Genomic DNA, 26,972 nt, shown 5'->3' on the forward strand with positions numbered 1-26,972 from the left:
TGCGAGCGACCGTGACATCGCCCGAGGAGGTGAGCCCCATGAACGACGTATCGATGCGGGTGCTCCCCCTTCCCGTCACGGCCGGCGACTGACGTAGGTGTCGCCGGGAGCGCCGAGCCACAAGGCACTCCCGAAGGGGCAACACCGATGAACTCTCAAGTCACCGCCGGACCTGCGTCGAACGACGTGATCATCGCCGGGTGCGGGCCGACCGGCGCGATGCTGGCCGCCGAACTGCGGCTGCACGGCGTACGGGTGCTCGTGCTGGAGAAGGAGACCGAGCCCAAGTCGTACGTCCGCATCGTCGGTCTGCACGTTCGCAGCCTCGAACTGATGGCGATGCGCGGACTCCTGGACCGCGTTCTCCAGCACGGAAGACGGCGTCCGGCCGGCGGCTTCTTCGCCGCCATCCACAAACCCGCCCCCCAGGGCCTGGACTCCGCGCACGCCTATCTGCTGGGCATCCCGCAGCCGGTCATCGAACGCCTGCTCGAGGAGCACGCGATCGAACTGGGCGCGCAGGTCCGGCACGGCTGTACGGTGACCGGTCTCGCGCAGGACGACGAGGGCGTGACCGTAGAGCTGGCCGACGGGCAACGACTGCGTGCGCGCTACCTCGTCGGCTGTGACGGCGCCCGCAGCACGGTACGCAAACTGCTCGGCGTCGGCTTCCCCGGCGAGCCCTCCAGGACCGACACGCTCATGGGCGAGATGGAGGTGGGCGTGCCGCAGGAGGAGATCACCGCCAGGGTGCGCGACCTCGGCCGGACCCATCACCGTTTCTGGCTCCGGCCCTTCGGCGAGGGGATCTACAGCGTGGTGGTCCCCGCCGCGGAGGTCGGCGATCGCGCGCAACCGCCCACCCTCGATGATTTCCGGCGGCAGCTGCGCGCCGTCGCCGGGACCGACTTCGGCGTGCACTCCCCGCGCTGGTTGTCCCGCTTCGGCGACGCCACCCGGCTGGCCGAGCGGTATCGGGCCGGGCGGGTGCTGCTGGCCGGCGACGCGGCGCACATCCATCCCCCCATCGGCGGACAGGGCCTCAACCTGGGCGTTCAGGACGCGTTCAACCTCGGCTGGAAGCTGGCCGCGCAGGTCCGCGGCTGGGCGCCGGAACCGCTGCTGGACACCTACCAGGCCGAACGCCATCCGGTCGCCGAGGACGTGCTGGACAACACCCGCGCCCAGATGGAACTGCTGTCCGCCGAACCGGGCCCGCAGGCCGTGCGCAGGCTGCTCACCGAACTCATGGACTTCGAGGAGGTGAACCGCCACCTGATCGAGAAGATCACCGCGATCGGCGTCCGCTACGACTTCGGCGCGGGCCCCGACCTGCTCGGCCGCCGCCTGCGCGACATCGACGTCAAGGCGGGCCGTCTGTACGGTCTGCTGCATCGTGGCCGCGGCCTGCTGCTGGACCGTACCGAACGCCTGACCGTCGGCGGCTGGGCGGACCGGGTCGACCAGCTCGCCGATCCCACCGCGGCGGTGGACGTTCCCGGCCTCCTGCTGCGCCCCGACGGCCACGTCGCCTGGATCGGCGACGATCAGCGGGACCTGGACGACCACCTCGCCCGCTGGTTCGGCGAGCCCGCCGGCTGATTCCGCTCGCCCTTGAAAGCGGCCGCCCTCACCCGTGTCTCCGAGCCGCTCTCCCTCCTGTGAGGGAGGCGGAGGTTCGCACTGCTCGGCGATGTCCCCCGGTGTCGCTCTCGGAAGGACTTCCAGCGCCACCGAAGGGCTGGTGGACGTTCAGGGGCCGGGCGGCCCACACCCTGACCACGGTCCGCGCGCTGCTGTTCAGCGTCGTCGCCGTCACGTACAACCTGGTCCTCCCCTTCGCCGGTTGACCTTCCCGCGAACCGGCTCGCGGATGTCGCTCCCGGATCCCCGTCCCGGCCTCTCCGAGAATGGGGACGTGCGGACGAAGCCGGCGGGGCGGCCATGGGTGCACGGCGTCGAGGTGGCCACGCGGACGGCGGTCACGCTCGGGATCGTGCTCGTCGCCCTGGCCTGCGCCGGGCGGCTGGACCTCGCCTCGTACGGCATGTTCGGCGCGTTCTGCGCGGTGTACGGGTTCAACGAGCCCTACCGGGTCCGGGCGCGGACCGTGGGCGTCGCCGGGGCGGGCATCCTCGTCGCGATCGTCGCCGGGATCCTGCTCTCGGCCACCTCGGCGCCCCTGGCGGTGACCGGGGTGGTGACGCTCCTGGTCCTGGTGGGCGGGGTCGTCGTGAACACGATGATGGGCCTCGTGCCGGCGCCGCCGTTCTTCGACGTCATCGCTCTGCTCATCTGCGCGGCGATCCCGACGCCGCCCGGGGAGGTGGGGCTGCGCGCCGGGGTCGCCGCGGCGGCGACCGTGCTCGCGTGGTTGCTGAGCCTGTCCGGATGGGTGGTCAGGCGTGCCTGGCCGGGGCACGCTGAGACGTCGAGCCGGGTCTTCCGCCCGTTCTTCAAGGACCTGAGCCGGGTGCCGGTCGTCGACCGGACTGTGTTGCGGGACCCGCTGGTGTGGCGGGCCGTCGCGGAGAACGTGGCCGGAGCCGCCCTCGCCTACGCGATCGGCGTGGCGCTGGGGGGCGCGCATCCGTACTGGGCGGTCCTCACGGTCGTCTGCGTGATCGCCCCGGCGCGGGCCCGGCCCTCGGCCGCGCACGCGATCGAACGGGTCATCGGCACGGCGGTCGGGCTGGGGGTCGTCTGGCTGCTGGAGCCGCTCCGGCTCCAGCCCGCGCCGATCATCGTGATCATGGTCGTCTGCCAGTTCTTCACGCAGCTCTTCGTCGTGAACGCCTACGCGCTCGCGCTCGTCTTCATCACCGTCATGGTGTTCATGAGCATGTCCTTCATCATGCCGATCACCGGTCCGCTGTTGCTGGAACGGCTCGCCGAGACCGCGATCGGCTCCGGCGTCGGCCTGCTCCTCATGGCCCCCGACTGGTTCCGCGCACGCCTGCGCCGCGCGTAGGGCGGGAGCGGCACGCACGGCCGCGGGTCAGCGACGGGGCGGGAGCATGGCCTTGCGGCCCGGCGCGGCCGGGGACTGGATCGTCATCCCGCCGTCGACGACGAAGAGCTGGCCGGTGATGTACCGCGATTCGTCGGAGGCGAGGAAGACCATGGTGTGGCCGATGTCCTCCGGGCTGCCGAGATAGGGCAGGGCGTTCGTACGTTTGAGCCCCTCGACGACCTCCTGGGGCAGGTTGTCCAGGAGCGCGGGCGTGACCACCGCTCCCGGCGCCACGGCGTTGCAGCGGACGCGGTCCGGGCCGTACTGCACGGCGATCGACTTCGTGAGGTTGATGACGGCGGCCTTCACCGCGCCGTACGAGATCTGCAGGACGTCTCCCATCAGGCCCGCCACCGAGGCGGTGTTGATGACCGAGCCGCCGCCGCCCTGGATCATGTGGGGAAGGGCGTGCCGGGTGCCCAGCAGCGTGCTGCGTACGTTGAGGTCGACGGCACGATCGAACTCGGCCATGTCCAGCCGCATCAGGTCCAGGTCCAGGCGCGGGTTCGTGCCGCCGACATGGTTGCAGAGCACGTCCAGGCGGCCGAACTCGTGCACGGTGGCGCTCACCATGTCGGCCACCGAGCCCTCGTCCGTGACGTCGACCGTCATCGCCAGCGCGCGGCCGCCGGCGGACTCGATCAGCCGGCCCGTCTCCTCGACGGCGCTCCGATCACGGTCGGCCACGGCGACCAGCGCGCCCTGCGCGCTCATCAGCTGCGCGGCGGCGCGGCCGATGCCGCTGCCCGCGCCGGTGATCAGTGCGGCCCTGTCCTTCAGACGGTCCATGAACGGTTCCTCACTCGGCGGCGGCGGTGGCGGGCGGCTGATGGCGGCGGGCTGGCTCGCGGCCGGGTGGCTGGTGGATCTCCTGTTCCGGCGCCGGCCGCTGCGGGTTGAGCCGGGTGATCTCCGTCCGGTCCAGGTGGATCTGCTCGCCGTGGTGGGTCAAGGCGAGCGGCGGCCCGTGCAGCAGCCGGTACGACGTCGCCTCCCGGGTGGCGACGACGCTCAGCAGGCTGCCGCGGTAGCGCAGCCGGAAGGCCAGCCGGGTGATGTCGGCCGGAAGGGACGGGGCGAAGCAGAGCCGTCCGTGTCCCGCGCGCATTCCGCCGAAGCCCGCGACGAGGGCGATCCACGCGCCGGCCAGCGAGGCCATGTGCACGCCGTCCACGGTGTTCTTCTCCAGATCCTCCAGATCCATCAGGGCCGCCTCGCCGAGATAGCGATAGGCGAGCTCCAGATGGCCCACCTCCGCGGCGATCACCGCCTGGGTGCAGGCCGACAGGGACGAGTCGCGTACGGTCAGCGCCTCGTAATAGGCGAAATTTCGGGACTTCTGGTCGGCCGTGAAGGCGTCCCCGCGCAGATGCATGGCGAGCACCAGGTCCGCCTGCTTGACCACCTGCTTGCGGTAGAGATCGAAGTACGGGAAGTGCAGCAGCAACGGGTACTGCCCGGCCCCGGTGGCGGCGAAGTCCCAGAGCGCGTGCTCGGTGAAGCCCTCGCACTGCTGGTGAACCCCCAGCCGCTCGTCGTACGGCACGGACATCGCCTCCGCCGCGTCACACCAGCGGCGGGTCTCCTCCGCGGTGACCTGGAGCCGCTTCGCCTGCTCCGGATGGCGGGCCGCGGCCTCGGCCGCCGCGCGGAGGTTCCGCTGGGCCATCAGGTTCGTGTACGCGTTGTCGTCGACCACGGCGGTGTACTCGTCGGGGCCGGTCACACCGTCGATGCGGTAGCGTCCGGCGGCGTCGTGGTGGCCGAGCGCGCACCACAGCCGGGCCGTCTCGACCAGCAGCGGCAGGCCGGTCTGCCGTTCGAACGACATGTCCTGGCTGGCGTCGACGTACTGGATGACCGCGTGCGCGATGTCGGCGTTGATGTGGAAGGCCGCGGCTCCGGCGGGCCAGTAGCCGGAGCACTCCTCGCCGTGGATGGTCCGCCAGGGGAAGGCGGCGCCGTGCAGGCCGAGTTGCCTGGCGCGGGCCCGTGCCAGGGGGATCGTGGTCCGCCGCCACGACAGCGCGTCCGCGACGGCCGTCGGATGGGTGTAGGTGAGCACCGGCAGTACGAAGATCTCGGTGTCCCAGAAGGCGTGCCCGTCGTAGCCGGAGCCGGTCAGGCCCTTGGCCGGGATGGCACGCTCTTCCAGGCGCGCGGCCGACTGCAGCAGGTGGAACAGCCCGAAGCGGACCGCCTGCTGCACCTCGGGGTCGCCCTCCACCTCGACGTCCGCGCCCTGCCAGAAGTCGTCGAGGAAACGCCGCTGGTCCGCGTACAGGCCGTCCCATCCGTCCAGGCGGGCGGACGCCAGCGCCCCGGCCACCTGGTCGTGCAGCGCGGCCCGCGAGCGCTGCGCCGACCACCCGTAGGAGAAGAACTTGACGAGCCGCAACGTCTGGCCGGGCGTCAGCCGGGTGGCCACGGTGACCCGGCTGACGTCGTCGGTACCCTGCGCCTCGACCAGGGTGCCGTCCGGCCCGTCGATCTCGTGGCACATCCCGGCGGCCACGCGCAGGCCGCTGGTCCGGGTGCGATGGACCATGATCGCCGTTCCCTCGCTGCTGGGGACGTTCTCCTCCGCGACCAGCGGCGCCTGCAACGGGGCTCCGGCGCGTGGGTCGCCGCCCGCGTAGGTCTGGGTCTCGTTGGCGATGAGCTCCGACTGCACGGCGACGCGCAGCGGCCGGTCGACGGCCTCGACCTCGTACAGGATGGCGGCGACCGCGCGATGGGTGAAGGACACCAGCCGGGTGGACCTGATCCGGACCGGGGCCCCGGTCGGGGAGCTCCAGTGGGCCGTGCGCGTCAGGGTTCCGGCGCGCAGGTCGAGAACGCGTTCGTGCCGGTGCAGCGTTCCGTACCGCAGGTCGAAGGGCTCGTCGCCGACCAGCAACCGGATCACCTTGCCGTTGGTGACGTTCACCACCGTCTGCCCGGATTCGGGGTACCCGTAGCCCGCCTCCGCGTACGGCAGCGGCCGCCCCTCGTAGAACCCGTTGAGGTAGGTGCCCGGCTCGCCGTTCGGCTCGCCCTCGTCCAGGTTGCCGCGCAGCCCGATGTGCCCGTTGGACAGCGTGAACACCGACTCGGTCTGCGCCAGCACCCGCAGGTCCAGGTGCCGTTCCCGGACCGCCCACGGCTCGACCGTGAACGCGGGGTGCCGGATCATCCGGCCCTCCGCGACGACCTGCCCCGGCCCAGCAGGTCGGCCAGGTCGTTGACCACGACGTCGGCGCCGTGGTCGCGCAACGCGTCCGCCTGTCCCGTCCGGTCGACGCCGACGACGAAGCCGAATCCGCCCGCCCGTCCGGCGGCCACTCCCGCCAGGGCGTCCTCGAACACCACCGCCTCGGCCGCGGCCAGGCCCAGCGCCTCGGCGCCCGCCAGGTACATGTCCGGAGCCGGCTTGCCCGCGAGGTGGCGCTCCCGGGCGACCACGCCGTCTATCCGGGCCTCGAACTGCGCGGCGAGCCCGGCGGCCGCGAGGACTTGCTCGGTGTTGGCGCTGGAGGACACGACCGCCCGGCGCAGTCCCGCGTCCCGGACCGCGGCCAGGTAGCGGACCGAACCCGGGAACACGTCCACGCCTTCCTTGTCGATGATGGCCTGCACGAGGGCGTTCTTCCGGTTGCTCAGCCCGTACACGGTCATCGTGCCGGGCGGGTCGTCCGGCGTCCCCTCCGGCAGGCCGATGCCTCGCGACTGAAGGAAACTCCGCGCGCCGTCCAGCCGTTTCTTGCCGTCGACGTAGCGGTCGTAGTCGGCGACCGCGTCGAAGGGCACGAACTCGGTCCCGTGTTTCTCGGCCCAGGCCCGCAGGAAGTCGTCGAACATCGTCTTCCACGCCCTGGCGTGCACGGTGGCGGTGCGCGTCAGCACGCCGTCCATGTCGAACAGGCACCCCCGGATGCCCTCAGGCAGCCCCAGCATGGATCCTCCGTTCACCGTCCCCCGGCCCCCACCTGCGCCTACCCCTCCACCTCCACTTCTCACCGCGTCTCGCCGAGCCGCCGGGACCCACCCGCGGGACGGTGCAGTGGGGCCGCTCTCATCGACTTCGATCTCGGCGGTTGCCGTGCCGGCGGCGCCCTGGTTCCGCGGGGTCGCCTGCCGCCGGAGGCGTGACGGTCGGGTCACCCCGCCCTGCCGGCAACGCCGACGGTGTGGTCGGCGTGGCCGGTTCGGTGGTCATGACCCGAGGGTGGACACCCTCAAGCCGATGCACCTAGTTGATGCAGCCCGGGACCGGTGTGGGTGAGCAGTTGGTCGGGACGTTGCCCCGTACGACCGAGGCCGTCAGCGTCACGGAGCCGGGAGCGCCCTCGTTGTCGATCCCGCCCGGGGCGTTGTTCGCCCTGTTGTTGTTGATCACGCTACGGCTGATCGTCACGGTGCCGGGCCCGAAGTTCGCCACGCCTCCCCCGACGTTGGCCGTGTTGTCGTTGATGACACTGCGGATCACGGTGAGGATCCCGTCGTTCGCGATCCCTCCGCCTCTTTCTCCGGCGCGGTTGTTGTTGATGACGCTGTTGGTGAAGGTCATCCGACCGTCATTGGCCGCGCCGCCGCCGTTCCTGGTCACCGAGTTGAACTGAATAGTGCTGTTCGACACGTTGACGATGGTTCCGCCGATGCCGCCGATGCCGCCGGAGAATGTGCCGGTGTTCTTGAGGACAAGAATTCGGTCGAGGTTCGTGGTTCCGTTGTTGACCGCGACGGCTCCGCCGAATCCTCCCGGGGAGGTCGTCGCGTCACCTCCCATGAGCTTGACCCGGTCAAGGTTGAAGTTGGTGTTGACGGTGAACAGGCGGAACGGGGCCGCCGTCGGGTCCCGCCGGATCGTGCTGTTCTGGCCGTGGATGGTGAGGGGCGTGTTGATGGAGGGCAGCGGACCGGTCGAATTGTTCAGGACGTACGTGCAGCCGGGCGTCAGAAAGAGTGTGGCGCCCGGCGCGGCGGTGTTGATCGCGTTGACCAGCGCGGCCCCGGCGCATGGCACGTTGGCGACATTCGCGCCGGCCGCTGGTGTTCCGGCCGCGAACGCGGCAGCCGTGAGAACGGCGCCCCCGATAACCCGGTAGGCCCTGGTTGCCTGCATAGAACTATCTCCCCCGAAAGGACTCATGGTGGTTGAGTAGCGAATAGCTGGATTTGTCATCCCCGGGGCCAATAAGCACTACACGTACGACTTATAGGGCATAAAAACGAAAACGGGCATTTGGGGCATCACCATTCTCCGAGCCCTTTCGGCAGCATGAGAATACTTAGCCTCGTGCTTACGAAATCCGGTCGAACAGGCCGGCCGGGAGTTGAGGCCGGGACCGGCCCGGGGGATCAGTCCGCCGTGTCCGGTCCGGCTCTCAGGATCGCCTGGCCGACGATCCGGTCCAGGTCCGCGGCGGTCACCATGCCGACCAGGACCCCGGCCTCGACCACCGCGATCAGCTGCCCTCCCGCGGGCTGAAGCAGTTCGGTGGCCTCGCCGCCGGCTTCCACGGCTCGTACGGGACGCCGGGTCGGGAGTGCATCGATCCGGGTGACGCCGCGGCTCTGGCGGGGCACCGCCATCAGGGCGGCCAGCGTGACGCTGCCGATCGGGGCGCCGGTGAGGTCGACGACCGGGAAGATCGACTGGCGGGAGGTGAGCGCGGTCTTCCCGATGAACTCCCCCACCGTCATCCACGCGGGCGCCCGGTCCGGATCCGCGGTCATGACCTCACGTACCAGCATGCCGCGCAGTCCCGCGGAGGCGATCGTGACGGTGAGTTCCTGACGGGCGGCGGCGACGATGAACCAGCCCACGAGCACCAGCCACAGGCCGCCGAGCCAGCCCGCGAACACGGTGCCGAACAGCCCTGCCGCGACCAGCGTCGTACCGACGAAATGTCCCGCCCGCGCCGACGCCCGGTCCGCGCGCGAGCGGTCCTTGAACCGCCACCACAGCAGCCCGTGCAGGACGCGCCCGCCGTCCAGCGGGGCGCCCGGCAGCAGGTTGAACGCGCCGATCAGCAGGTTCATGCTGGAGAGCCACGTCACCGCGGAGGCCGTCAGGCTCTTGCCGGGGATGATCATGAGTACGAGGAAGCCCAGCCCGCCGAGGGCCACGCTGGCCAGCGGTCCCGCCGCCGCCACCACCAGTTCGACGCGCGGGTTCTTCGCCTTCTCCTCCACCTCGGTGTAACCACCGAGGCCCCACACGGTGATCGACCCGACCTTGAGACCGCACCACCGCGCGACCAGCGCGTGGGCCATCTCGTGGATCAGCAGGGACAACATGAACACGCATCCGCCGACCACGGCCGTCGACCAGTACTGCCCCCGCGCGAGCCCGGGTACGGCCCGCGGGAGCACGGCATCGCCGAGCAGCACCACGATGAGCGCCGCGAGACCGAGCACCGACCAGTGCGCGCGCACCGGGACCCCGGCGACGGCGCCCAGCGAGAATGTCCCTCTCACGTCGTCATCGTCCAGCGGCGGCGGTACTTACCGGTAGAGCACTTAGATCCTCATCGCCCAAATTTGACCCGCAGGCGATCACACCCGGTGCCGGTACCTCTGGGTGCGTGGCCCGTCACCCCGCCGCGCGGCCCACTGAGACGGCGGGGGGCGGGCGGAGCGGTCAGGAGTGGTCGGTGATCTGCTGGAACTTGGTCAGCACGGCACGCGGGTCGCTTGCGGGGGCCAGCGCGGCGCCCAGTTCGGCGGCCAGCGTGCCGCGCAACTCCGCCCAGACCGGCTCGGAGGTCGGGTCGAAGCGGGCCTTGGCCACCATGTCCACGATGGAGCTGACCTTCGGGTCCTGGCGCATGAGCGCCGAGGCGGACGTGGTCGTCGGCAGCAGGCCCTCGACCTTGAGGTACTTGGTGTAGTTGTCGGCCTGGTAGAAGTAGTCGAGGAACTCGCGGACCAGTTGCTGGTTGCCGTCCTTCTTGAAGGCCATCAGGTAGTCCTGGATGCCGTGCGTGGCCTGCTCGGCGCCGTTGTTGGTGGGGAACGGCGCGGTGCCGTACTCGATGCCGGCCTTGTCCACCTGGTCGAGGAAGGCCCGCGTGCCGAAGGAGGCGTACACCATGGCCGCCTTGCCCTGCGCGAACAGCGGCCAGGTGCCGTCGGCGCGGTTGGTCTGGCCCGGGTTCGGCTGGGTGTAGCCGTCGTTGGTCAGCGACTTGAGGAACTGCAGCGTCTCGACGGCCCGCTCGCCGTTGACGGTCCACTTCCCGTCGGTACGCCAGTCGCCGCCGTCGGCCCGCAGCCAGGTGCCGAACTCGTAGCCGCCGGCCTCGGCGCCGAGCGCCAGCGCGTACGGCACGTACCCGCCGGGCAGCGCCTTGATCGCTTTGACCGCCGCGCGGAGTTCGTCCCAGGTGGCCGGGGGCTTGTCGAGGCCGGCCTCCTTGAGGATCTTCTTGTTGTAGTACATGCCGTTGACGGTGGCGACGAACGGCAGGCCGTACTGGGCGCCGTCGTAGGAGGCGTTCTCGGCGAAGGACGGCAGGAAGTCCGCCAGCACCTCCTTGGAGACCACCTCCTCGGCCCGGTAGAGCAGGCCGGCCTCGGCGTAGTCGGCGAAGACGTTGATGTTCAGCAGGTCGGGGAGCTGCTTGGTCTGGACCATGGTGTTGACCTGGCTCTGCAGGTTCCCCCAGTCGATCACCTGGAGGTCGACGTTCTTGCCGGGGTGCTTGGCCTCGAACGAGGCGATCAGCTCGTCCCAGTACGGTCGCGTGCCCTCGGTGTACTGGGCCACGACCAGCTTGATGGAGTTCTGTCCGCCGCCGCCCGAGCTGCCACCCGACCCGCCGCCGCAGGCGGTCAGCGCGAGAACGAGACCGGTGAACGCGGCCAGGCCGCCGAGCCGTCGTCGTCTTGTGGGGGTCATCTCACACCGATCTTTCTCGTTGTCACTTGGTGCTGCCCGCGGTGAGGCCGCTCACCAGATGCTTCTCGATGAGCGCGAAGAGGATCACCGCGGGCACGATCGCCATCAGCGCCGCGGCGAAGAGGTACTGGTAGTTGGTCTCGTACAGGCCGATGAACTGCTGGACGCCGACCGTCAGCGGCACGCGGCCGCCCGCCGGGTCGTTGAAGAGCGTCAGCGCGATGACGAACTCGTTCCACACCTGGATGAAGGTGAAGATCATCACGGTGACGAGGCCCGGCGCGGCCAGCGGGAGGATCATGCGCAGCATGATCCGGAACTTGCCGAGGCCGTCCATCATGGCGGCCTCGTCGATCTCCTCCGGGATCGCACCGAAGTGGGCGTGCAGGATCCATACGGCGAAGGCGAGGTTGAAGGCCGAGTTGATGGCGATGATCACGAAGTAGCTGTTCACGCCGTCCACGAACACCGCCTGCCGGTACAGGCCGATGAGCAGCGCGACGGCGGGGAACATCTGCGTCACGAGGATCACGCTGAGGAACGCCGTACGTCCCCTGAACCTGAAGCGGGCCAGGACGTAGGCGGCGGGCGCGGCGACCACCAGCACCAGGGCCGTGGAGGCCAGCGCGACGGTCAGGCTGACCCGGAAGTAGTCGGCCAGCGGGATGCGCCGCCACACGTCGGCGTAGTTGGACCACGCCCAGCTCTTGGGCAGGTAGTCCGCCGGGACGGCGAACAGCTCGGCGTCGGTCTTGAGCGAGCCGAACAACATCGCGGCGTACGGGGCGAGGAAGAACAGCGCCACCGCGAACCCGATGATCGGGAGCACGACGGGACGGACCCGCGCCCACTCGCGCCCCGCCCGCACCAGCACCGGCCTGCTCCGCCCGGCGGGGGCCGGGACACGCGGCGCGACGGCGGGAGGCTCCTCGACAGAGGACTCCCCGCCGGCGGACTCCTTCTTGGCAGGTTCCGCCGCCGGGTTGCGATAGGGACGCAGGACCAGCACGAAGGCCAGGATGAGCAGCAGCAGGAAGGCCACGTTGAGCACGCCGAGCGCCGCCGCCTCGCCCGAGTCGAGCTGCGCCGTGAACGCGATCTTGTACAGCCACGTCACGGTCGTGTCGGCGTGGTTCCCCGCCGTCTTCCCCATGATCACCCAGATCACGGTGAACGCGTTGAAGACGTGCAACATGTTGAGCACGAGCGCGATCATGAGCGAGGGCCGCAGGATCGGCAGCGTCACCCGCCGCCAGGTCGCCCACGCGCTCGCGCCGTCCATCCGCGCGGCCTCCAGCACGTCGTGCGGCACCGTCTGCAACCCGGACAGCAGCACGTACGTGGTGAACGGCATCGAGGTGATGATCCCGACCGCCATGATCGCGTACAGGGCGGTGGCCGGGTCCTTGTACCAGTCGACGGGCGCGGAGATGATCGACAGGTCCATCAGCAGCCGGTTGAGCAGCCCGTTGCCGCCCTCGTAGATGAAGCGCCACACGGTCGCGGTCATCACCAGCGAGGTCGCCCACGGCACCACCAGCGCGAGCCGGACGAACTTGCGGCCGAAGAACGGCTTGGACAGGAACTGCGCCAGCGCCAGCGAGAGCAGCATGGTCAGCCCGACGACGATCACCAGCCACAGCAGGGTGTTGCCGACCACCGGGCCGAGCGCGTCCTCCTTCAGCAGCCTGGCGTAGTTGTCCAGCCCGGCCATGCCCCTGACCTGCCCGATCCTGCTGATGTCGAGGAAGGACATCCAGACCATGTACAGGGCCGGGAAGCCGACGACACCGGCGATAAGCAGCGTGCTCGGCGTCAGCCAGCGCCAGGGGACGGTGCGCTCCCACAGGTCGGCGATCCGGCCTGCCGCGAGCGTCTTCATGGCGCGTTCCTGAGGTTGGCGGTCCAGGAGTCGAGCGTCGCCTGCCACTCGTCGCGCCCGGCCGGCATGCCGGGCACCCCGGGGCGTCGCTGCCAGGGCAGCGGGCCGGACTCGCGCCGGTACTCCACGCCGATCGCGTCCAGGCGCTCAAGGTGCGCGGCCAGGCGGCGGCGGAAGTCGTCCAGGTCCCGTTCGGGTCCCGACCATACGGTCTCCGCGAACGCCGCCAGCCGGGGGAAGGCCATGTAGTCGACGTGCCGGGTGGAGTCGATCAGCTCCGTCCAGACCCCGCACTGGGCTCCCAGGACGCGTTCCGCGGCCGGGTCGCCGCGCAGCTCCGGCGGGACGGGTTCGAAGGCGTAGACGTCCTCGACGGTCAGCACGGTCCTGAACGGCATCGGCTCGTCGTCGCGTTCGCTCTGCCGGTAGTCCAGGTAGACGGCGGTGTTGGAGCAGTTGATGACGTCGTGCCCGGCGCGGGCGGCGGCCACCGCGCCCAGGTCGGCCCGCCAGGAGGCCACCACCGCGCCGGGGGCGAGCCCGCCCTCCAGGATCTCGTCCCAGCCGACCAGGCGCCGACCGCGTTCGGTCAGGTAGTCGTCGAACTGGCGGATGAACCAGCTCTGCAGCTCCTCCTCGTCACGCAGGCCCAACTCGGCGATGCGGCGGCGGGCCGCCGGGCTGTCGCGCCACTGCTCCTTGGGGCACTCGTCGCCGCCGACGCAGACGTACGGGCTGGGGAACAGGTCGAGCACCTCGTCGAAGACGTTCTTGAAGAAGGTGATCGTGGAGTCCTCGACGTTGAGCACGTTGTGGCCGACACCCCAGGTCGTGCCCACGCCGATCGGGGTGTCGAGGTTGCCCAGCTCGGGGTAGGCGGCGATGGCCGACTGGGTGTGGCCGGGCAGGTCGATCTCGGGCACGACCGAGATGTGGCGGCGTGCGGCGTAGGCGACGATCTCGCGGAGGTCGTCCTGGGTGTAGAAGCCTCCGTGCGGCCGGCCGTCCATCTCCCCCAGCCAGCCGACCTGGCTCTCCTCGCGCCAGGAGCCGATCTCGGTGAGGCGCGGGTATCGCTTGATCTCGACGCGCCAGCCCTGGTCGTCGGTCAGGTGCAGGTGCAGGACGTTCAGCTTGTGCAGGGCCATCAGGTCGATGAAGCGCAACACGTCCGCCTTGGTCATGAAGTGCCGGGCCACGTCGAGGATCGCGCCGCGCCAGGCGAAGCGCGGGCGGTCCTCCACGTGGACGGCCGGCAGTTCCAGCGGCCCGCCGGCGCCCGCCCGGCGGAAGGCGGCGGGCGGCAGGAGCTGGCGCAGCGTCTGGGCACCGTAGAACGCGCCGGCCGCTGATCCGGCGTCGAGCGCGACCCCGTCGGGCGCGACGGTCAGCCGGTAGGCGTCGGGGGGCAGGTCGTCGAGGCCGAGCCTGATCATCGCCGCTCCGGGATCGCCGGGCAGCAGCTCGCCGCCGGTGACCGCGCTGAGCTCGGCGCGCAGCCAGGCGGCGACCTCGCCGAGCGCGGGATCGGCGGTGAGCGCGGTGTCGCGGTCGATGACGAAGCGGCCCGGTCTGACCTCGTGGTGCAGGGGCTTGGGGACGATCATTAGGCGGCCTCTCGGAACTGATGAAGGAGACTCTTCGCCTCGGGCGCGTTCCCGGGCGTGACCGACGGCGGGAGGTCCGCGCCGAACTGCGCCCGACCACCTTTACGAAGGAGCACTTCATTAGTAGCACTGGCCTGACGGGAGGGTCAATGCTCATTTATGCTCGTATCAGCCCTCGTTGATCACCCTTGGAGCTCCGGGCGGGCATAATGAGTGCCGTACTTATCGAGGAGACCTGCGTTAGGACGAGACGATGGTCCCCACACTCCGCGGCGGCGGGCTGTCACGGCTCAGGCAGCTCAACGTCCTGACCGCGATCGCGGCACTGCGCGCCGCCGGACCCCTGACACTCTCGGCCCTGGCCGGACGGACCGGATTGTCGCGCCCCTCGACGAAGGAGGTCGTGGACGAGCTGATGAGGCTCGGCTGGGTGGAGGAGACCCCGCCCGCACAGGGCACGCTCGGCCGACCGGCCCGCCGCTACCGGTTCCGCGCCGGGAGCGGCCACCTGGTGGGGCTCGACATCGGAGGTCACAACATCCGGGCCGCCCTGGCGGACCTGAACGGCGTGATCATCTCCGAGACCCGCCGGCCCGTGGAGCCGGACACCCCCCTCGACGAACGGCTGGCCGCGATCGAACACGCGGTCGCGGGCTGCCTCGCGCTGGGCGGCAAGACCATCGAGGACGTCTGGGTCCTCGCCGCGGGCACGATCGGCGTGATCACCCCCGAAGGCCGCATCCTGTACTGCGCCGCCGTTCCCGCCTGGACCGGGTTCGACCTGGCCGGGCACCTGCGCCGGCTGTTCCCCTGCGAGGTGCTCGTCGAGAACGACAGCCGCCTGGCCGCCAGGGCCGAGGCGGTCCGCGGGGCCGCACGCGACGTCGCCGACGCGGTCTACCTGCACGTCGGCCGCCGGATGGGCACGGCCGTCATCATCGACGGCAAGGTGCACCGCGGGTTCGGCGCGGCGTCCGGCGAGATCGCCATGTTGCCGCAGGCGCGGTTGTTCGACGCCTCCGAGCATCTGCAGAGCTGCGCGGTCATCCCCGAGGGCACCCCGCCCGCGGACGCCGCCGGTTACACCCTGGCCGCCGCCCGCGCGGGCGACCCGGTGGCGCTCGCCGCGGTCGAACGGTACGCCGGCGACCTGGCCGTCGGCACGAGCGCGATGGTGTTGCTGCTCGACCCGCAGGTCGTCGTGCTGGGCGGCGGGTTCTCCCGGTCGGCCGACGTACTGCTGCCGCCGCTGCGCGCCCGCCTGGAACGCGCCTGCATGCGCCTGCCCGACCTGCGCGCCTCGACGCTGGGCGACGAGTGCGTGGTGACCGGCGCCATCGACTACGCCGTCGCCCACCTCGACGACCAGCACTTCACCCCGGACGCCCCCCTCCCCACACCCCGCTGACCCGCGCGCCGGGAGGCAGGCGGTGGCAGGCGGCGCGTACGGTTCCGGCGCGATGCCGGGCCCTGCGACGGTGTGCCGTCAGCAGCTGGTGCTGGTGTCACCCACGTCGGTGGCCAACCGCGCCTCCCCGTACGCGGAGCCCTTGCACGCGCTCCCAAGCGGGCGCACCATCGGGCGGGCGAGACGACATCGAAGCGGTGACGATCCCCTCCGGGAGGGATTTCACGGCCAGGTCGTGTGTAGGGACGGGGCTGCCGCCAGGGCACGAGGGAGGGGCGACCCGCAGCGGGCCGGTGATCCGTACCTCGGGGGGGCGCTTCAGGCCGGGGAGAAGATCCCCGAGGGGAAGCTGTCGCAGCTCGGGAAGCCGGTTCGCGCTGAGCGGTGAAGGCTGCCCCGGGCGGAGCCGATCGCGCAGCGGATGATCCTCGGCCGCGTCCGGCTCCGGGGCATGGCCGTCAACCCGGAGCCGGAGGTGGGCCCCGTGGACGCCGACCGGGCCGTACGGCCCGGGGCCCGATGGACGCGAGCGCTTACCTCGCGTCCGGGCGGCGGCCCATGGGGGACGCATGGGCCGCCGCCGCAGCGGCCTTCCGGCGGCGGCCCTCGCTGAGGGGGCGCGGCCGCAGAACAGTTCGCCTGGGTATCAGTCCGTCGGGTGGTCCGTCGCGGGAAGCTCGTTGAGGCGCAGGCACTCCTCATAGACGATGAGCGCCTCGGCGGACGCCTTCTCGTGACTCCAGCCCTTCTGGATCAGGTGCTGGTAGTTGTTGTTGTAGATCTGATAGCACTCGGCGGAGGCCTGGGCGGGAACGGTGGCGGGGACGACCCATGCGGCGGCCAGCAACGAGGCGATGACGAGGCGACGTACGTGACGCATGACGATCCTTCCTGCTACTTGGTGCCCCAACCGGGCGAATGGCACGCGGGACCGTTCGGGCCGGTGGTGCACCACTCGCTTCCGGTCGCCTGGGCCGGCAGGGACACTGCCCCCGCGAGGGCCGCGGCCAGCAGCGCGACGGTGATTGCGGGACGGAGACGGGTCACATGGACTCCTGCGGTGAAGGTCGCGACGTACGCGAGGAGCGGGTCCTGCATCTGTGGCGGCCACCGGATGCCCCGATCATCTCCGATGCCGTCCTGCCGATTTTCGGCCAGTGATCGCGACCCGGACTCCTCCCAGAGGTCGATCCTGCGGCCTGAGGGAGGACCCGCCTCCGGCCAAAGGAAGGACGACACCCGGCGACACCCCTGGGGCCCGCGCACCGATACCGATCCGCAACCTCCGCTACGTATTGCACGGCTCACCCAGCGCGTCCATGCTCATGCACATGTGAGCTTCGTGGACCGTCGTCGGCCGCAGGGGAGCCGCAGTTGACTGCCATGCCTTCATCCCAGAACGGTGCCGGGTTGTTCTTAGAGTCGGCGGGCGCCAGGGCGCTCCTCGTCGGCAGTGGGGCGCATCGTGAGGGTTCGCGGTTCCCCGAGGTGCCGGCTGCGGCCCCTACGGTGATCCAGCTCGGCCGGTGCCTCACCGAACATGCGGGGCTGGCCCCCGCCCGGATGAAGACCCTCCTCGACCCCGAGGACCCGGCGCGGCTGATCAACGCCGTCAGCCGCATGGCGGCGGCTGCGACGACGGTCATGCTGTTCCACTTCGTCGGCCATGGCGTCATCGGCCCGGACCGCAAGCTCTACCTGGCGACGCAGGCGAGCATGGATCTCAGCGTGGGCGACCCCGCATACCAGGCGCTGCCCTTCTCGTCGCTGCGGCTCACACTGTCGCAGTCACCCGCCGAGCTCGTCGTGATCGTGCTCGACTGCTGTTTCGCCGGCAGGGCGAACCCCATCGGGTCGCCCGCGGGGCTGGATCTGCTGGACACCCCGTGGCCGGGGGCCTATCTGTTGAGCGCGTCGAGCGCCGGCGAGCGGGCATGGGTGTTGCCGGGGAAGCCGTACACGGCGTTCACCAGTGCACTCATCGAGTTGCTCGACTCCGGTGATCCAGCCGGGCCTCCCGGGCTCACGCTGGACCACGTCTACCGGCACCTCGCCCGGGTTCTACCGGAGATGGGACTGCCGCGCCCGCGGCGGCAGGCGTTCGATCTGGGCGGCATGCAGGTGCTCGCGCCGAACGTGGCCTACCGATCACCCGAGCCGCCGCCGGTCCCCTCTCGGACCCCGGGGGACGACGACAGCCCCTATCGAGGACTGGCCGCGTACGGGGCGCAGGACGCCCGGTACTTCTTCGGCCGGGACGAGCTGACTCAGAACCTGGCGGCCAGGATCGGTACGACCGACCCGGGCCACGGCCCGATCCTGGTCACGGGACCTTCGGGCTCGGGCAAGTCGTCGCTGCTGCGCGCGGGGGTGGTCCCCGCGCTCCGGGCCGCCGACCCGCGTGCGAGGTCGCTGATCCTCAGCCCCGGCCCCGACCCTCTCACCTCCTTTGTCAGGCGCGTCACAGCGCTCGGACGCGGCCCGGAAGAGTCGCAGCCGTCCACCGCGGAACTGGTCCGGCAGATAGAGGAGAACGCCGCCGTCGCAGACCGGCTCCTCGCCGAGGCGATCAGCGCCAACCCCGCCGTCGACCGGCTCCATGTGATCGTCGACCAGTTCGAGGAGACGTTCACGGACTGCTCCGACGAACGCCGGCGCAGGAGCTTCGTCGCGGCCCTGGCGGCCCTGACCAGCTCCGTCGTGGTCATCGCCCTGCGCTCCGACTTCTTCGGCCACTGCGCCGCCCATCCCGAACTCCTCGCCGCCATGGCGAGCCCGTTCATCGTGAGCGCCATGAACACGGCCGAGCTCTGCGAAGTGATCGAGAAACCGGCCCAGGTCAAAGGTCTCGCGCTGGAAGCGGGCCTCGTCCAGCTGCTGTTGGAGGACCTCGGCGCGTACAGCGAGGCACCCGGCTCCCACAGCAACCTCCCGCTGCTCTCCCACGCCCTGCTCGTCACCTGGCAGCACCGCGTGGGCGACGTCCTGACCCTGGCGGCCTACCGGGCGACCGGCGGGATCACCCAGGCCATCGCCAACACGGCTGACGAGGTCATGCGCAGGCTGGGCACGTCCAGAGAGCTGCTGGCACGCCGGATCATGATCCGTCTGGTACGCCTCGGCGACGGGACGGCGGACACACGCAGATCAGTGGCGTTGACCGAGCTCCTGCCCGCCTCCGGGACGGTCGCGCGGACCGAGGCGGAGCGCGTGCTCAGCGCGTTCGTCACCGCCCGGCTGATCACCCTGGACGCGGGCACCGCGGAGATCGCGCACGAGGCACTGCTGCGGCACTGGCCGACGTTGCGGGGCTGGATCGAGAACGACAGGGCTGGAGAGCTCGTTCGGCAACGTCTGGAGGACGCGGCCAAGGCCTGGCACGACGACGGACGGCATCCCAGTCTCCTCGACCGCGGCCCGCGCCTGGACAACGCCCTGGCCTGGGCGGAGACCCGGGCGGGCGAGCTGGATCCGAAGACGCAGGAGTTCTTGCACGCCGGCGTCCAGAACCGCGAGAACGAACGGCGACTCGAGCGCAGGCGGGTGGTCCTGCGCCGCTGGGCGATCGCGGGCCTGGCCATGCTGACCGTCCTCGCCTCGGCGGGCGGCGGAATCGCTCTGAAGCTGCAGGCCGATACCCGGCGCGAGCAGATTCTCACGCTCTCCCGGCAAGGGGCCTTCCGCGCCGACGCCATGCGTGGACGCGACCCCGGGACGGCAGCGCAGCTCAGCCTGATCGCCTATCGCATCTCCCCCACCGAGCAGGCTCAGAGCAGCCTCCTCTCGGCGTCCGGCACCCCCACAGGCATCAAGCTGAGCGGACACACCGGTCCGGTGATCGGCGTCGCCTTCCGGCCTGACGGCCGCGTGGTGTCGAGCATCGGCTCCGACAACACGGTGCGGTTCTGGGATGTCGCGCGGCAGCGCCAGGTGGGCATGCTGAAGGAGCCTGATCTGCCGCACGGCACCGTCTACGAGGCCGTCTGGTCGGGCGACGGCAAGTCGGTCCTGGTCAACTACCGAGGGGACGCCGCCTCCCAGTTGTGGGACGTGAGCGATGTCGCCCGTCCCAAGCTGATCGGCCCGTTGTCGCAGACCAAGGGCGCCTGGACGACGGCCGTCCGCCATGACGGGCAGCTGATCGCGGCTTCGGGGCCGTCGGGGCCGACGGTGTTGTTCGACGCGAGAACCCCGGACCGGATCGCCGCCCAGCTCGGCGGGTTCTCCATCGGCGGGTCCTGGTTTCTCGCTTTCTCGCCGAACGGGCAAACGCTCCTGGTAACCCAGAGCTCGTGGAACGCGGAGCTCTGGGATGTCCGCGACCCTTATCGTCCGGAATCTTATTCACTATTGCCGAGCTCGGCCGGGGCGGGCACCGCCGACTTCTCAAGCGACGGCACCAGGCTCGCCGTTGCCGATATGCTCGTCTCACTGGCCGTCTTTGACGTAGAGAATCCCGCCGAGCCGAAGAAGCTGGCCGATCTGAAACTCAATCAGAAAACATCGGAACGACCTACGAGCGTCTCGTTCAGCCCGGACGGATCCCTGCTTGCCGCCGCCTACCAGAATGAGGACATGGTGCGGATCTGGGACGTGGCCGCCAAACGCGTCGTCTACTCGCTGCCACAGGTCGGACCGGTTCAGGCTCTTGACTTCTCTCCCTCCGGAGACTCGGTCGCCACAGCGGGGAACGACGGGGCGGTGCGGATCTGGACCTTGGCCCAGTGGCCGATCGCCTCGCACTCCGACCTCCCCAATGTGGTCACGTTCTCGCCGGACGGAAAGTCCCTCGCATCGGCGGGAATGGACGGCGTGCGAATCTGGGACATCACGCCGGAAGGCGGTTTGCACTCATCAGCAATGTTGGAGGGAGGAACCAACAACACCGAATCCGTGCTCGCCTTCACGGCGGACGGCAAGCGCCTGTATTTTTCCGGAAGCATCGGCCAGTCATTGTATGACTCCTCAAAAGACGGGAAGCCGTCAGAGATAAGGCAACGTAAAACAGTCGACTTCGGGCAGGCGGCCGGCCTGGTCGTGGCGAAGGACCGGCGGATCCTCGCGCTCGGCGCCGAGCCGAGCGGTGGCACCGGAACCACGCTGCGCGGAGCCGTGCCCATCCAGATCTGGTCCCTCGACGCACAGGGCCGCCTCGATGGCCAACTGTCCTCGATCAGTCTCGGAACGGGCGACAATCCACCGGCTCCCGTGTCCCTCGCCATGGACCCGACGGGACGCATCCTGATCGGCGGCATAGACGACGGCTCGATCCGCGTCTGGGATGTCTCCGACCCCAAGCGGCCTCGGGGCATCGCCAATCTCACCGGCGGCAAAAGGGCGATCAACAACATCGCGATCGACCCGGCGGCCAAGGTGCTCGCCGTGGCGGCGGACGACCAGCCGGTGCGGCTCTGGGACATCTCCGATCCCGCGCGGCCGGCGCCGAAGGCCGTGCTCCCCGACGTCATGGGACGTGCCCTGAAACTGGCCTTCGACCGGCGCGGCACGTTGCTCGCGGTGGGAGGCGACGACAGATCCGTCCGCGTTTTCGATGTGGCCGGCAGCCCCCGCCTGGCGATCACACTTCAGGCGCACGAGGGGCCGGTGCGCGCGGTGTCCTTCAGCCCGGTGGACGATCTCCTGGCCAGCGTCGGCGAGGACAACACCGTACGACTCTGGGACCTGGACGAGAACCGCGTGGCCGCCCGCATCTGCGCGCTCAACGTGACCATGATGACCGAGGAGGAATGGCAGCGCTACGTTCCTGGCCTGCCGTATGACCCGCCCTGCGAGAACGGAAGACTCACCCCGATCACCGACGAATGAAGGAGTCTCCTTGGCCGTTCAGCTGAGCCTCCAAAGCGACGACACCGCCGACATGACATGGGACCTGCACACCTGGCTGTCCGACGAGCCGGAGTTGCGCCGCAACGTGCGGGTCGTGCAACACGATCCCGAGCCGGGCGCGCTGGGCCCGGTCGTGGACGGCCTGCAGCTTGCGTTGGGCAGCGGTGGAGCGTTCGCAACGGCGGCGACCGTCATCATCGCCTGGCTGCGGGCACAGCGCGGATCGGTGACGGTCAAGTTCACCCGCGAAGGACAGTCGAGCCTGGAGGTCTCCGCCACCGGAGTCAAGAATCTGGACGCCGCAGGGATGCGGGAGCTCACCGAGCATCTCACCCGCATCCTCGACGAAACGGCGAACAAGCCGTAACGAGCGGTTTCCCGTCTCTCGGAACCGGGGCGTTCACAAGACGGTCAAACCGTACTGCGGCAGTCCGGTGGCGGTCTTGCTACGGCGGGTCCGGGATGCCGTCGCGGATCCCCGCGAAGACGGGCGGCGTCGTCTTCGCGGCTTCACGTAGATCGTCAGGTGGTCGCGCGCTGGTGGAGGACGGGTTATTCCGTCAGTGCGCCGAAGACGTAGGAGCCGGGGGCGTTCGGGTCGTCGCCGGACCAGAACTCGGTCCAGTGGGTGCGGAACTCGTCGCGGGTGAGGTGGCCGTCGCCGTCCAGGTCGAGGCGCGGGAAGATCTCATCGGTCGCCGAGGGCGTCCCGTTCCACGTCTCGATGAGCGCGCCGTACTCCGAACGGGAGATGCGGCCGTCGCCGTTGAGGTCGATGGCCTCGAACATCGCGTCGGCGGTGCCGGAGACCGCGTCGGCCATGTCACCGAGCCCTTCCACGACGCGAAGCACCTCGTCGAGGGAGACGCCCTCGTCGCCGCCGGGGACGGAGGCGGCCCGGAGCACCGGCCACCAACCGGTCATGACGGAGGCCAGTCGCTCCGGGTCGACGGCCCCCGCGACGGCCGTCCAGCGCTGGGCGAGCGCCTGGAAGTCGGCCTGGGTCAGCAGGCCGTCGCCGTCCGCGTCCATCGCCCGGAAGACTCCGCCGACCTTTCTCCGCTGGAACTCACTGGCCACATTCGCCTCCATTTTTCGGGAGACTCAATGCTGTCGAGAGATCACTAAACGTGACCATAGCCATTTGAGTGACGAACTTGTCACGCAGTGTGGAAGGCTCACATCCGGGAGCGGAGTACGTCGACCTCGCAGCCCGGCGCGAACGGGTCGAAGCCGTGCTCGACCAGCCAGCGGACCGCCACCAGGCTTCGCAACGACCACCACGCGCGGATCACGTCGAGGTCGACGTCGGTGCCGTAGCCGGCCAGGACGTCGCCAAGGCGCTCCTCGTGCCCGAGCGTCAGGATGGCCAGGTCGAACATGGCATCGCCCCGGCTCGCCTCGGACCAGTCGATCACGCCGGTGACCTGGTCACCGTCGACGAACACGTGGGTGATCTGCAGGTCGCCGTGCGTGAACACCGGTGTCCACGGCCGGAGTGCGGCCTCGGCGACCTTGCGGTTGCGGGTGACCAGGTCGGCGGGAAGGACGTCGTCCGCGAGGAGCCGTTCGCATTCGCCGTCGAGGCGCGAGGCGATCTCGTCGAGGCTCGGGCCGGGCCAGGGCGGCAGGGGCGCGTCGTGCAACGTCCGTATGGCGGCGCCAGCGGCGGCCCAGGCCGCCGGTGACGCGGTGGACGGTTCGCCGAGGCGGCCGAGCGCCGTCCCGGGGACGGCGGCGAGCGCGAGCACGGGCGGCCTGCGCCACAGGACCTCCGGAGTCGGGATCGGCGCGATGGCCATCGCCTCGACCTCGACGTCGGTACGTGTCTGATCGGTATCGATCTTCAGGAACACGTCCCCAACCCGCAGCGTCGCACGCTCGTTGTGGGCGACGACGACCTCCAGCTCCTCCATGCCGGCCATTGTCTCGGGGCGATCATCGATGTCGCCACGGGTTTTCGCGCGGGAGGGCACGCCTGACCGCGTGCGATCGTCCGGCGGCCTCGTGCACGGCGCCGGCGGGGTGGTGTCCGAGCGATCACCCGCGCCCGGTCGGCCCGTGAAGAAGGGACGCGCGTCCCGCCAATAGGGAATGTGATCTTCAGAACGACAGCGATCTCGCTGACCGTCATGCTCCTCGGAGCCACCCAGCCCAGTGCGGCGGCGCCGCCGCCGCCGGGCGGCCCTGCCCGTACCGTGACGTTGATCACGGGCGACCGGGTGACCGTCACGGCCGACGCCGTGCGCGTCTCGCCGGGCAAGGGCCGTAAGAACGTCGTCTTCAGTACGCGCAAGTTCGGCGACCGGCTGCGCGTCGTCCCCGGCGACGCCTCTCCCCTGCTGGCCGGCGGCCGGCTCGACCCGCGCCTGTTCGACGTGACGACCCTGCTGGAGTACGGCCCCGGCGCCCTGCCCCTCATCGTCGCGGGCCCGGACGGCGCCCGGCGGCCCGGCCTGGCCGCCAAGGGCATGGCGGTGACCCTCGACCTGCCCGCCGTGAACGGCGCCGCCGTACGCTACGACGCCGCCGCCGGCTCCTGGGCGGACCTACGGAACTCGTTGTCCGCCGGCACCGCCAAGGTCTGGCTGGACGGCCGGGCGACGCTCTCCCTGGACGCCAGCGTCAAGCAGATCGGCGCGCCCACCGCCTGGGCGAAGGGCTACACGGGGGCCGGCGTGAAGGTCGCCGTCCTGGACACCGGCATCGACGACACCCATCCCGACCTGGCCGGCAAGGTCGTGGCCCGCCGGAACTTCGCCGGCACCGACACAGACGCGGACGTCGTCGGGCACGGCACCCACGTGGCCTCGACCATCGCCGGGACCGGCGAGCGCTACCGCGGCGTCGCGCCGGGCGCCACGCTCCTGGACGCCAAGGTGTGCGCCGAGCGCTGGTGCGCCGACTCGGCGATCCTGGCAGGCATGCAGTGGGCCGCCGAGCAGGGCGCCAAGGTGGCGAACCTCAGCCTCGGCTCGCCGGACTCCCCCGGCCTGGACCCTCTGGAGGAGGCCGTCCAGACGCTTTCCGAGCGGTACGGCATCCTCTTCGTCGTGGCCGCCGGCAACACCGGCAAGCCGGGCAGCGTCTCCTCGCCCTCCACCGCGGACGCGGCCCTGTCGGTCGGCGCGGTGGACCGGTCGGACCGGGCGGCCCTCTTCTCCAGCGCCGGTCCCCGTCCGGGCGACTCGGCGCTGAAGCCCGACCTCACCGCGCCGGGTGTCGCCATCACGGCGGCGCGCGGCAAGGACTCACCCGGCGACGGCCCGTACGTCGCGATGTCCGGCACCTCCATGGCCACCCCGCACGTGGCCGGGTCGGCCGCGATCCTGGCCGGGCTGCGCCCGGACTGGACGCCCGAGCAGCTCAAGGGCGCGTTGACGGCCACAGCCCGGCCGCAGCCGGACACCGGGATCTTCACCCAGGGCGCCGGCCGGGTCGACGTGGCCCGCGCGATCGGCCAGACGGTGACCACGTCGCCGGCGTCCGTGAGCTTCGGCCGCGTCGCCTGGCCGCACGACGACGACGAGCCGGTCACCAGGAAGATCGCCTACCGCAACGACGGGCCCGAGCCGGTGACGTTGCGCCTGTCGCCGCGGGCCGGCGCGTCCGTGTTCACGGTGACGCCCAGCACGCTGACCGTGCCCGCCGGCGGCCGGGCGGAGGCGACCGTCACCGCCGACACCCGCGGCGACGCGCCCGACGGGCCGCTCGGCGGGTACCTGGAGGCCACCGCCGAGGGCGGCACGTCGGTGAGCACGCCGCTGGCCGTGGTCAAGGAGGTCGAGAGCTACGAGCTGACCCTCGACCGGACGGGCGCTGCGGAGGCGACGACCACTGTCTACCGGACCGACGTCGACAGGAAGGACCTGAACCCGGTCACCGTCCCGCCGGGCGGCAAGGTCACGCTGCGGCTGGCCAAGGGCACCTACGTCATCGACAGCCAGACCGTCGACGACCAGGGCTTCACCATGCTGGTCCACCCCGGCCTGCGCCTGGACCGGGACCGGTCCGTACGGCTGGATCCGGCCGAGGCGCGGCCGGTGTCCATCGCGGCGCCGGACCCGGCGGCCAGGCACCTGCTGACCGATGTGATCTACAGCGGCCGTACGCTCGACGGCGCCCCCTACTACATGAGCGTGACGGCCACCTTGTTCGACGCCGCGCCGCGCATCCGTACCGCGCAGGTCGGGTCCGGCCGGTACGACCTGCTGACCACGGTCGCGGGGAACTGGGCGGTGCCAGGGCCGGGCGGTGACCTGACGGGCAGCGCCGAGGCGTACCGGCTGGCGTGGTTCGTCCGGGGACAGGTGCCCACGGGCTTCAGCCGCCGGGTCGGGCGCGAGGACCTGGCCACGGTCCGCAGGGACTACGGCGCGCCGATGCCCGACACGTACGCGGAGATCGCGAGCGGCGCCTGGCCCGCGGACCGGCCGTACTTCAACATCGTGTTCTCGACCGACTTCCGGCCGCCGTTCAGGCACACGGAGTACGTCAACACCGACGGCGGGATCCGCTGGAAGAACGGCTATATGGAGATGGGGCCGACCTGGGGAGGCTTCCTGGACTCGGCCGCCACCAGGTACGAGGCGGGACGCGCGTACGACGAGATCTGGAACCGCGGCGTCTTCGGCCCCGCGCCGATCGACGAAGAGGACACGCCACTGATCTCCCGCGAGGGTGACGTGATCTCCGCGTTCCCGCTGCTCTACGCCGACGGGGCCGGGCATCCGGGGTTGTCGGAGGTGTCCAGGGCGCGGATCGCCCTCTACCGTGACGGCGAGCTCGTGGCGGAGGAGCCGTACATGGGGGCCAAGTTCGGGGTGCCCGCCGGGGAGGCGGCGTACCGGCTGGAGGTGGAGGCCGAGCGCGGTTCGCGGCCGATCTCCACGCGTACGGCGGTCACCTGGACGTTCCGCTCGGCCGGCGGCCGGGACGGGGCGCTGCCGCTGCCGGTCGTCGCCTTCTCGCCCGCGCTGGACCCGGCCGGGACCGCGCCCGCCGGGCGGGCGTTCGCGGTGCCGGTGGTGGTGCGCGGACCGGCGGGGACGGTACGGAAGCCGTCCGTGGACGTCTCCTACGACGACGGCCGCACCTGGCAGCCGGCACCGGTCACCGGCGGCGCCGTACGGCTGCGCCACCCGGCCGCGGCGGGCTTCGTGTCCCTGCGCGCCCGCGCCACCGGCGGCGGCGGCACCGTGGAGCAGACCATCATCCGCGCCTACCGGATCGCCTGACAGCGGGCGGCTAGTCGCTCAGCGCGCGCAGAGCTCGGGGACGAGCACACCGGGAATCCCGCTTGATCATGCAAAGCTCCGGGACGAGCACAC

18 protein-coding genes are annotated in these 26,972 nt (G+C 70.7%); 7 read left to right on the forward strand and 11 right to left on the reverse strand.

Annotation, left to right across the window (positions count from 1 at the left end):
- Nucleotides 1-147 precede the first annotated feature (147 nt).
- The 3 genes from rox to IEZ27_RS18075 all read left to right on the forward strand — a co-directional run bounded on the left by rox (nucleotide 148) and on the right by IEZ27_RS18075 (nucleotide 2,971).
- Nucleotides 148-1,602 (forward strand): rifampin monooxygenase, encoded by a 1,455-nt coding sequence (rox, locus tag IEZ27_RS18065; RefSeq protein ID WP_189648256.1) that lies wholly within the window; start codon nucleotides 148-150, stop codon nucleotides 1,600-1,602.
- 101 nt (nucleotides 1,603-1,703) lie between these two features.
- On the forward strand, nucleotides 1,704-1,850 hold the full coding sequence (locus tag IEZ27_RS18070) for a hypothetical protein (RefSeq protein ID WP_189648257.1): 147 nt from the start codon (nucleotides 1,704-1,706) through the stop codon (nucleotides 1,848-1,850).
- Between the two features lie 68 nt (nucleotides 1,851-1,918).
- Nucleotides 1,919-2,971 carry an FUSC family protein gene (locus tag IEZ27_RS18075; protein WP_189648258.1) on the forward strand — a complete coding sequence of 351 codons (1,053 nt, stop codon included), beginning with the start codon at nucleotides 1,919-1,921 and terminating at the stop codon, nucleotides 2,969-2,971.
- A gap of 27 nt (nucleotides 2,972-2,998) precedes the next feature.
- Here IEZ27_RS18075 and IEZ27_RS18080 read toward each other — a convergent pair whose 3' ends face one another.
- The 8 genes from IEZ27_RS18080 to IEZ27_RS18115 form a co-directional block, all read right to left on the reverse strand.
- Nucleotides 2,999-3,802: an SDR family NAD(P)-dependent oxidoreductase gene (locus IEZ27_RS18080; RefSeq protein ID WP_189648259.1), complete on the reverse strand. Its 804-nt coding sequence runs from the start codon at nucleotides 3,800-3,802 to the stop codon at nucleotides 2,999-3,001.
- A gap of 10 nt (nucleotides 3,803-3,812) precedes the next feature.
- Entirely contained in the window at nucleotides 3,813-6,188 is a 2,376-nt protein-coding gene (locus IEZ27_RS18085) for a glycoside hydrolase family 65 protein (protein WP_189648260.1), read from the reverse strand.
- Complete coding sequence (locus IEZ27_RS18090; RefSeq protein WP_189648261.1) at nucleotides 6,185-6,949, reverse strand: beta-phosphoglucomutase family hydrolase; 765 nt, start codon at nucleotides 6,947-6,949, stop codon at nucleotides 6,185-6,187. Before IEZ27_RS18090 ends, IEZ27_RS18085 begins: the two co-directional genes overlap by 4 nt.
- A gap of 295 nt (nucleotides 6,950-7,244) precedes the next feature.
- Complete coding sequence (locus tag IEZ27_RS18095; protein WP_189648262.1) at nucleotides 7,245-8,177, reverse strand: hypothetical protein; 933 nt, start codon at nucleotides 8,175-8,177, stop codon at nucleotides 7,245-7,247.
- Nucleotides 8,178-8,353: 176 nt separating this feature from the next.
- Nucleotides 8,354-9,475: a site-2 protease family protein gene (locus IEZ27_RS18100; protein WP_189648263.1), complete on the reverse strand. Its 1,122-nt coding sequence runs from the start codon at nucleotides 9,473-9,475 to the stop codon at nucleotides 8,354-8,356.
- Nucleotides 9,476-9,638: 163 nt separating this feature from the next.
- Nucleotides 9,639-10,898 (reverse strand): extracellular solute-binding protein, encoded by a 1,260-nt coding sequence (locus IEZ27_RS18105; protein ID WP_189648264.1) that lies wholly within the window; start codon nucleotides 10,896-10,898, stop codon nucleotides 9,639-9,641.
- A gap of 22 nt (nucleotides 10,899-10,920) precedes the next feature.
- Complete coding sequence (locus tag IEZ27_RS18110; protein ID WP_189648265.1) at nucleotides 10,921-12,780, reverse strand: ABC transporter permease; 1,860 nt, start codon at nucleotides 12,778-12,780, stop codon at nucleotides 10,921-10,923.
- Nucleotides 12,777-14,387, reverse strand: coding sequence for a beta-N-acetylhexosaminidase (locus tag IEZ27_RS18115; RefSeq protein ID WP_189648266.1), 1,611 nt, complete (start codon nucleotides 14,385-14,387; stop codon nucleotides 12,777-12,779). The genes IEZ27_RS18110 and IEZ27_RS18115 overlap by 4 nt, the downstream gene beginning before the upstream one ends.
- A gap of 253 nt (nucleotides 14,388-14,640) precedes the next feature.
- Here IEZ27_RS18115 and IEZ27_RS18120 point away from each other — a divergent pair, with 253 nt between their 5' ends.
- On the forward strand, nucleotides 14,641-15,795 hold the full coding sequence (locus IEZ27_RS18120) for an ROK family transcriptional regulator (protein ID WP_189648267.1): 1,155 nt from the start codon (nucleotides 14,641-14,643) through the stop codon (nucleotides 15,793-15,795).
- Between the two features lie 646 nt (nucleotides 15,796-16,441).
- Here the strand turns inward: IEZ27_RS18120 and IEZ27_RS18125 are convergent.
- Nucleotides 16,442-16,675, reverse strand: coding sequence for a hypothetical protein (locus tag IEZ27_RS18125; protein WP_189648268.1), 234 nt, complete (start codon nucleotides 16,673-16,675; stop codon nucleotides 16,442-16,444).
- 503 nt (nucleotides 16,676-17,178) lie between these two features.
- Here IEZ27_RS18125 and IEZ27_RS18130 point away from each other — a divergent pair.
- Complete coding sequence (locus tag IEZ27_RS18130) at nucleotides 17,179-21,621, forward strand: caspase, EACC1-associated type (RefSeq protein ID WP_407672840.1); 4,443 nt, start codon at nucleotides 17,179-17,181, stop codon at nucleotides 21,619-21,621.
- Between the two features lie 10 nt (nucleotides 21,622-21,631).
- Nucleotides 21,632-22,009, forward strand: coding sequence for an effector-associated constant component EACC1 (locus IEZ27_RS18135; RefSeq protein ID WP_189648270.1), 378 nt, complete (start codon nucleotides 21,632-21,634; stop codon nucleotides 22,007-22,009).
- A 185-nt stretch (nucleotides 22,010-22,194) separates the two neighbouring features.
- Here IEZ27_RS18135 and IEZ27_RS18140 read toward each other — a convergent pair whose 3' ends face one another.
- Together IEZ27_RS18140 and IEZ27_RS18145 are read right to left on the reverse strand one after the other, a co-directional pair.
- A complete protein-coding gene (locus tag IEZ27_RS18140) occupies nucleotides 22,195-22,722 on the reverse strand; it encodes an EF-hand domain-containing protein (RefSeq protein ID WP_189648271.1) in 528 nt (175 codons plus the stop codon).
- A 98-nt stretch (nucleotides 22,723-22,820) separates the two neighbouring features.
- Complete coding sequence (locus tag IEZ27_RS18145; RefSeq protein WP_189648272.1) at nucleotides 22,821-23,558, reverse strand: phosphotransferase family protein; 738 nt, start codon at nucleotides 23,556-23,558, stop codon at nucleotides 22,821-22,823.
- A gap of 180 nt (nucleotides 23,559-23,738) precedes the next feature.
- Between IEZ27_RS18145 and IEZ27_RS18150 the strand changes: the two genes are divergently transcribed.
- Nucleotides 23,739-26,879, forward strand: coding sequence for a S8 family serine peptidase (locus tag IEZ27_RS18150; protein WP_229824083.1), 3,141 nt, complete (start codon nucleotides 23,739-23,741; stop codon nucleotides 26,877-26,879).
- Nucleotides 26,880-26,972: the final 93 nt, after the last annotated feature.

Origin of the sequence: Nonomuraea spiralis (assembly GCF_014648435.1) — a bacterium.
GTDB lineage: Bacteria > Actinomycetota > Actinomycetes > Streptosporangiales > Streptosporangiaceae > Nonomuraea > Nonomuraea spiralis.

Excerpts from the sequence above, each read along its gene's own strand:
- IEZ27_RS18110 (WP_189648265.1), bottom strand. The coding sequence starts at position 12,780 with ATGAAGACGCTCGCGGCAGGCCGGATCGCCGACCTGTGGGAGCGCACC.
- IEZ27_RS18145 (WP_189648272.1), bottom strand. The coding sequence starts at position 23,558 with ATGGAGGAGCTGGAGGTCGTCGTCGCCCACAACGAGCGTGCGACGCTG.
- IEZ27_RS18080 (WP_189648259.1), bottom strand. The coding sequence starts at position 3,802 with ATGGACCGTCTGAAGGACAGGGCCGCACTGATCACCGGCGCGGGCAGC.
- IEZ27_RS18115 (WP_189648266.1), bottom strand. The coding sequence starts at position 14,387 with ATGATCGTCCCCAAGCCCCTGCACCACGAGGTCAGACCGGGCCGCTTC.
- IEZ27_RS18105 (WP_189648264.1), bottom strand. The coding sequence starts at position 10,898 with ATGACCCCCACAAGACGACGACGGCTCGGCGGCCTGGCCGCGTTCACC.
- IEZ27_RS18130 (WP_407672840.1), top strand. The coding sequence starts at position 17,179 with ATGCCTTCATCCCAGAACGGTGCCGGGTTGTTCTTAGAGTCGGCGGGC.
- IEZ27_RS18090 (WP_189648261.1), bottom strand. The coding sequence starts at position 6,949 with ATGCTGGGGCTGCCTGAGGGCATCCGGGGGTGCCTGTTCGACATGGAC.
- IEZ27_RS18085 (WP_189648260.1), bottom strand. The coding sequence starts at position 6,188 with ATGATCCGGCACCCCGCGTTCACGGTCGAGCCGTGGGCGGTCCGGGAA.
- IEZ27_RS18095 (WP_189648262.1), bottom strand. The coding sequence starts at position 8,177 with ATGACAAATCCAGCTATTCGCTACTCAACCACCATGAGTCCTTTCGGG.
- rox (WP_189648256.1), top strand. The coding sequence starts at position 148 with ATGAACTCTCAAGTCACCGCCGGACCTGCGTCGAACGACGTGATCATC.
- IEZ27_RS18120 (WP_189648267.1), top strand. The coding sequence starts at position 14,641 with ATGGTCCCCACACTCCGCGGCGGCGGGCTGTCACGGCTCAGGCAGCTC.
- IEZ27_RS18125 (WP_189648268.1), bottom strand. The coding sequence starts at position 16,675 with ATGCGTCACGTACGTCGCCTCGTCATCGCCTCGTTGCTGGCCGCCGCA.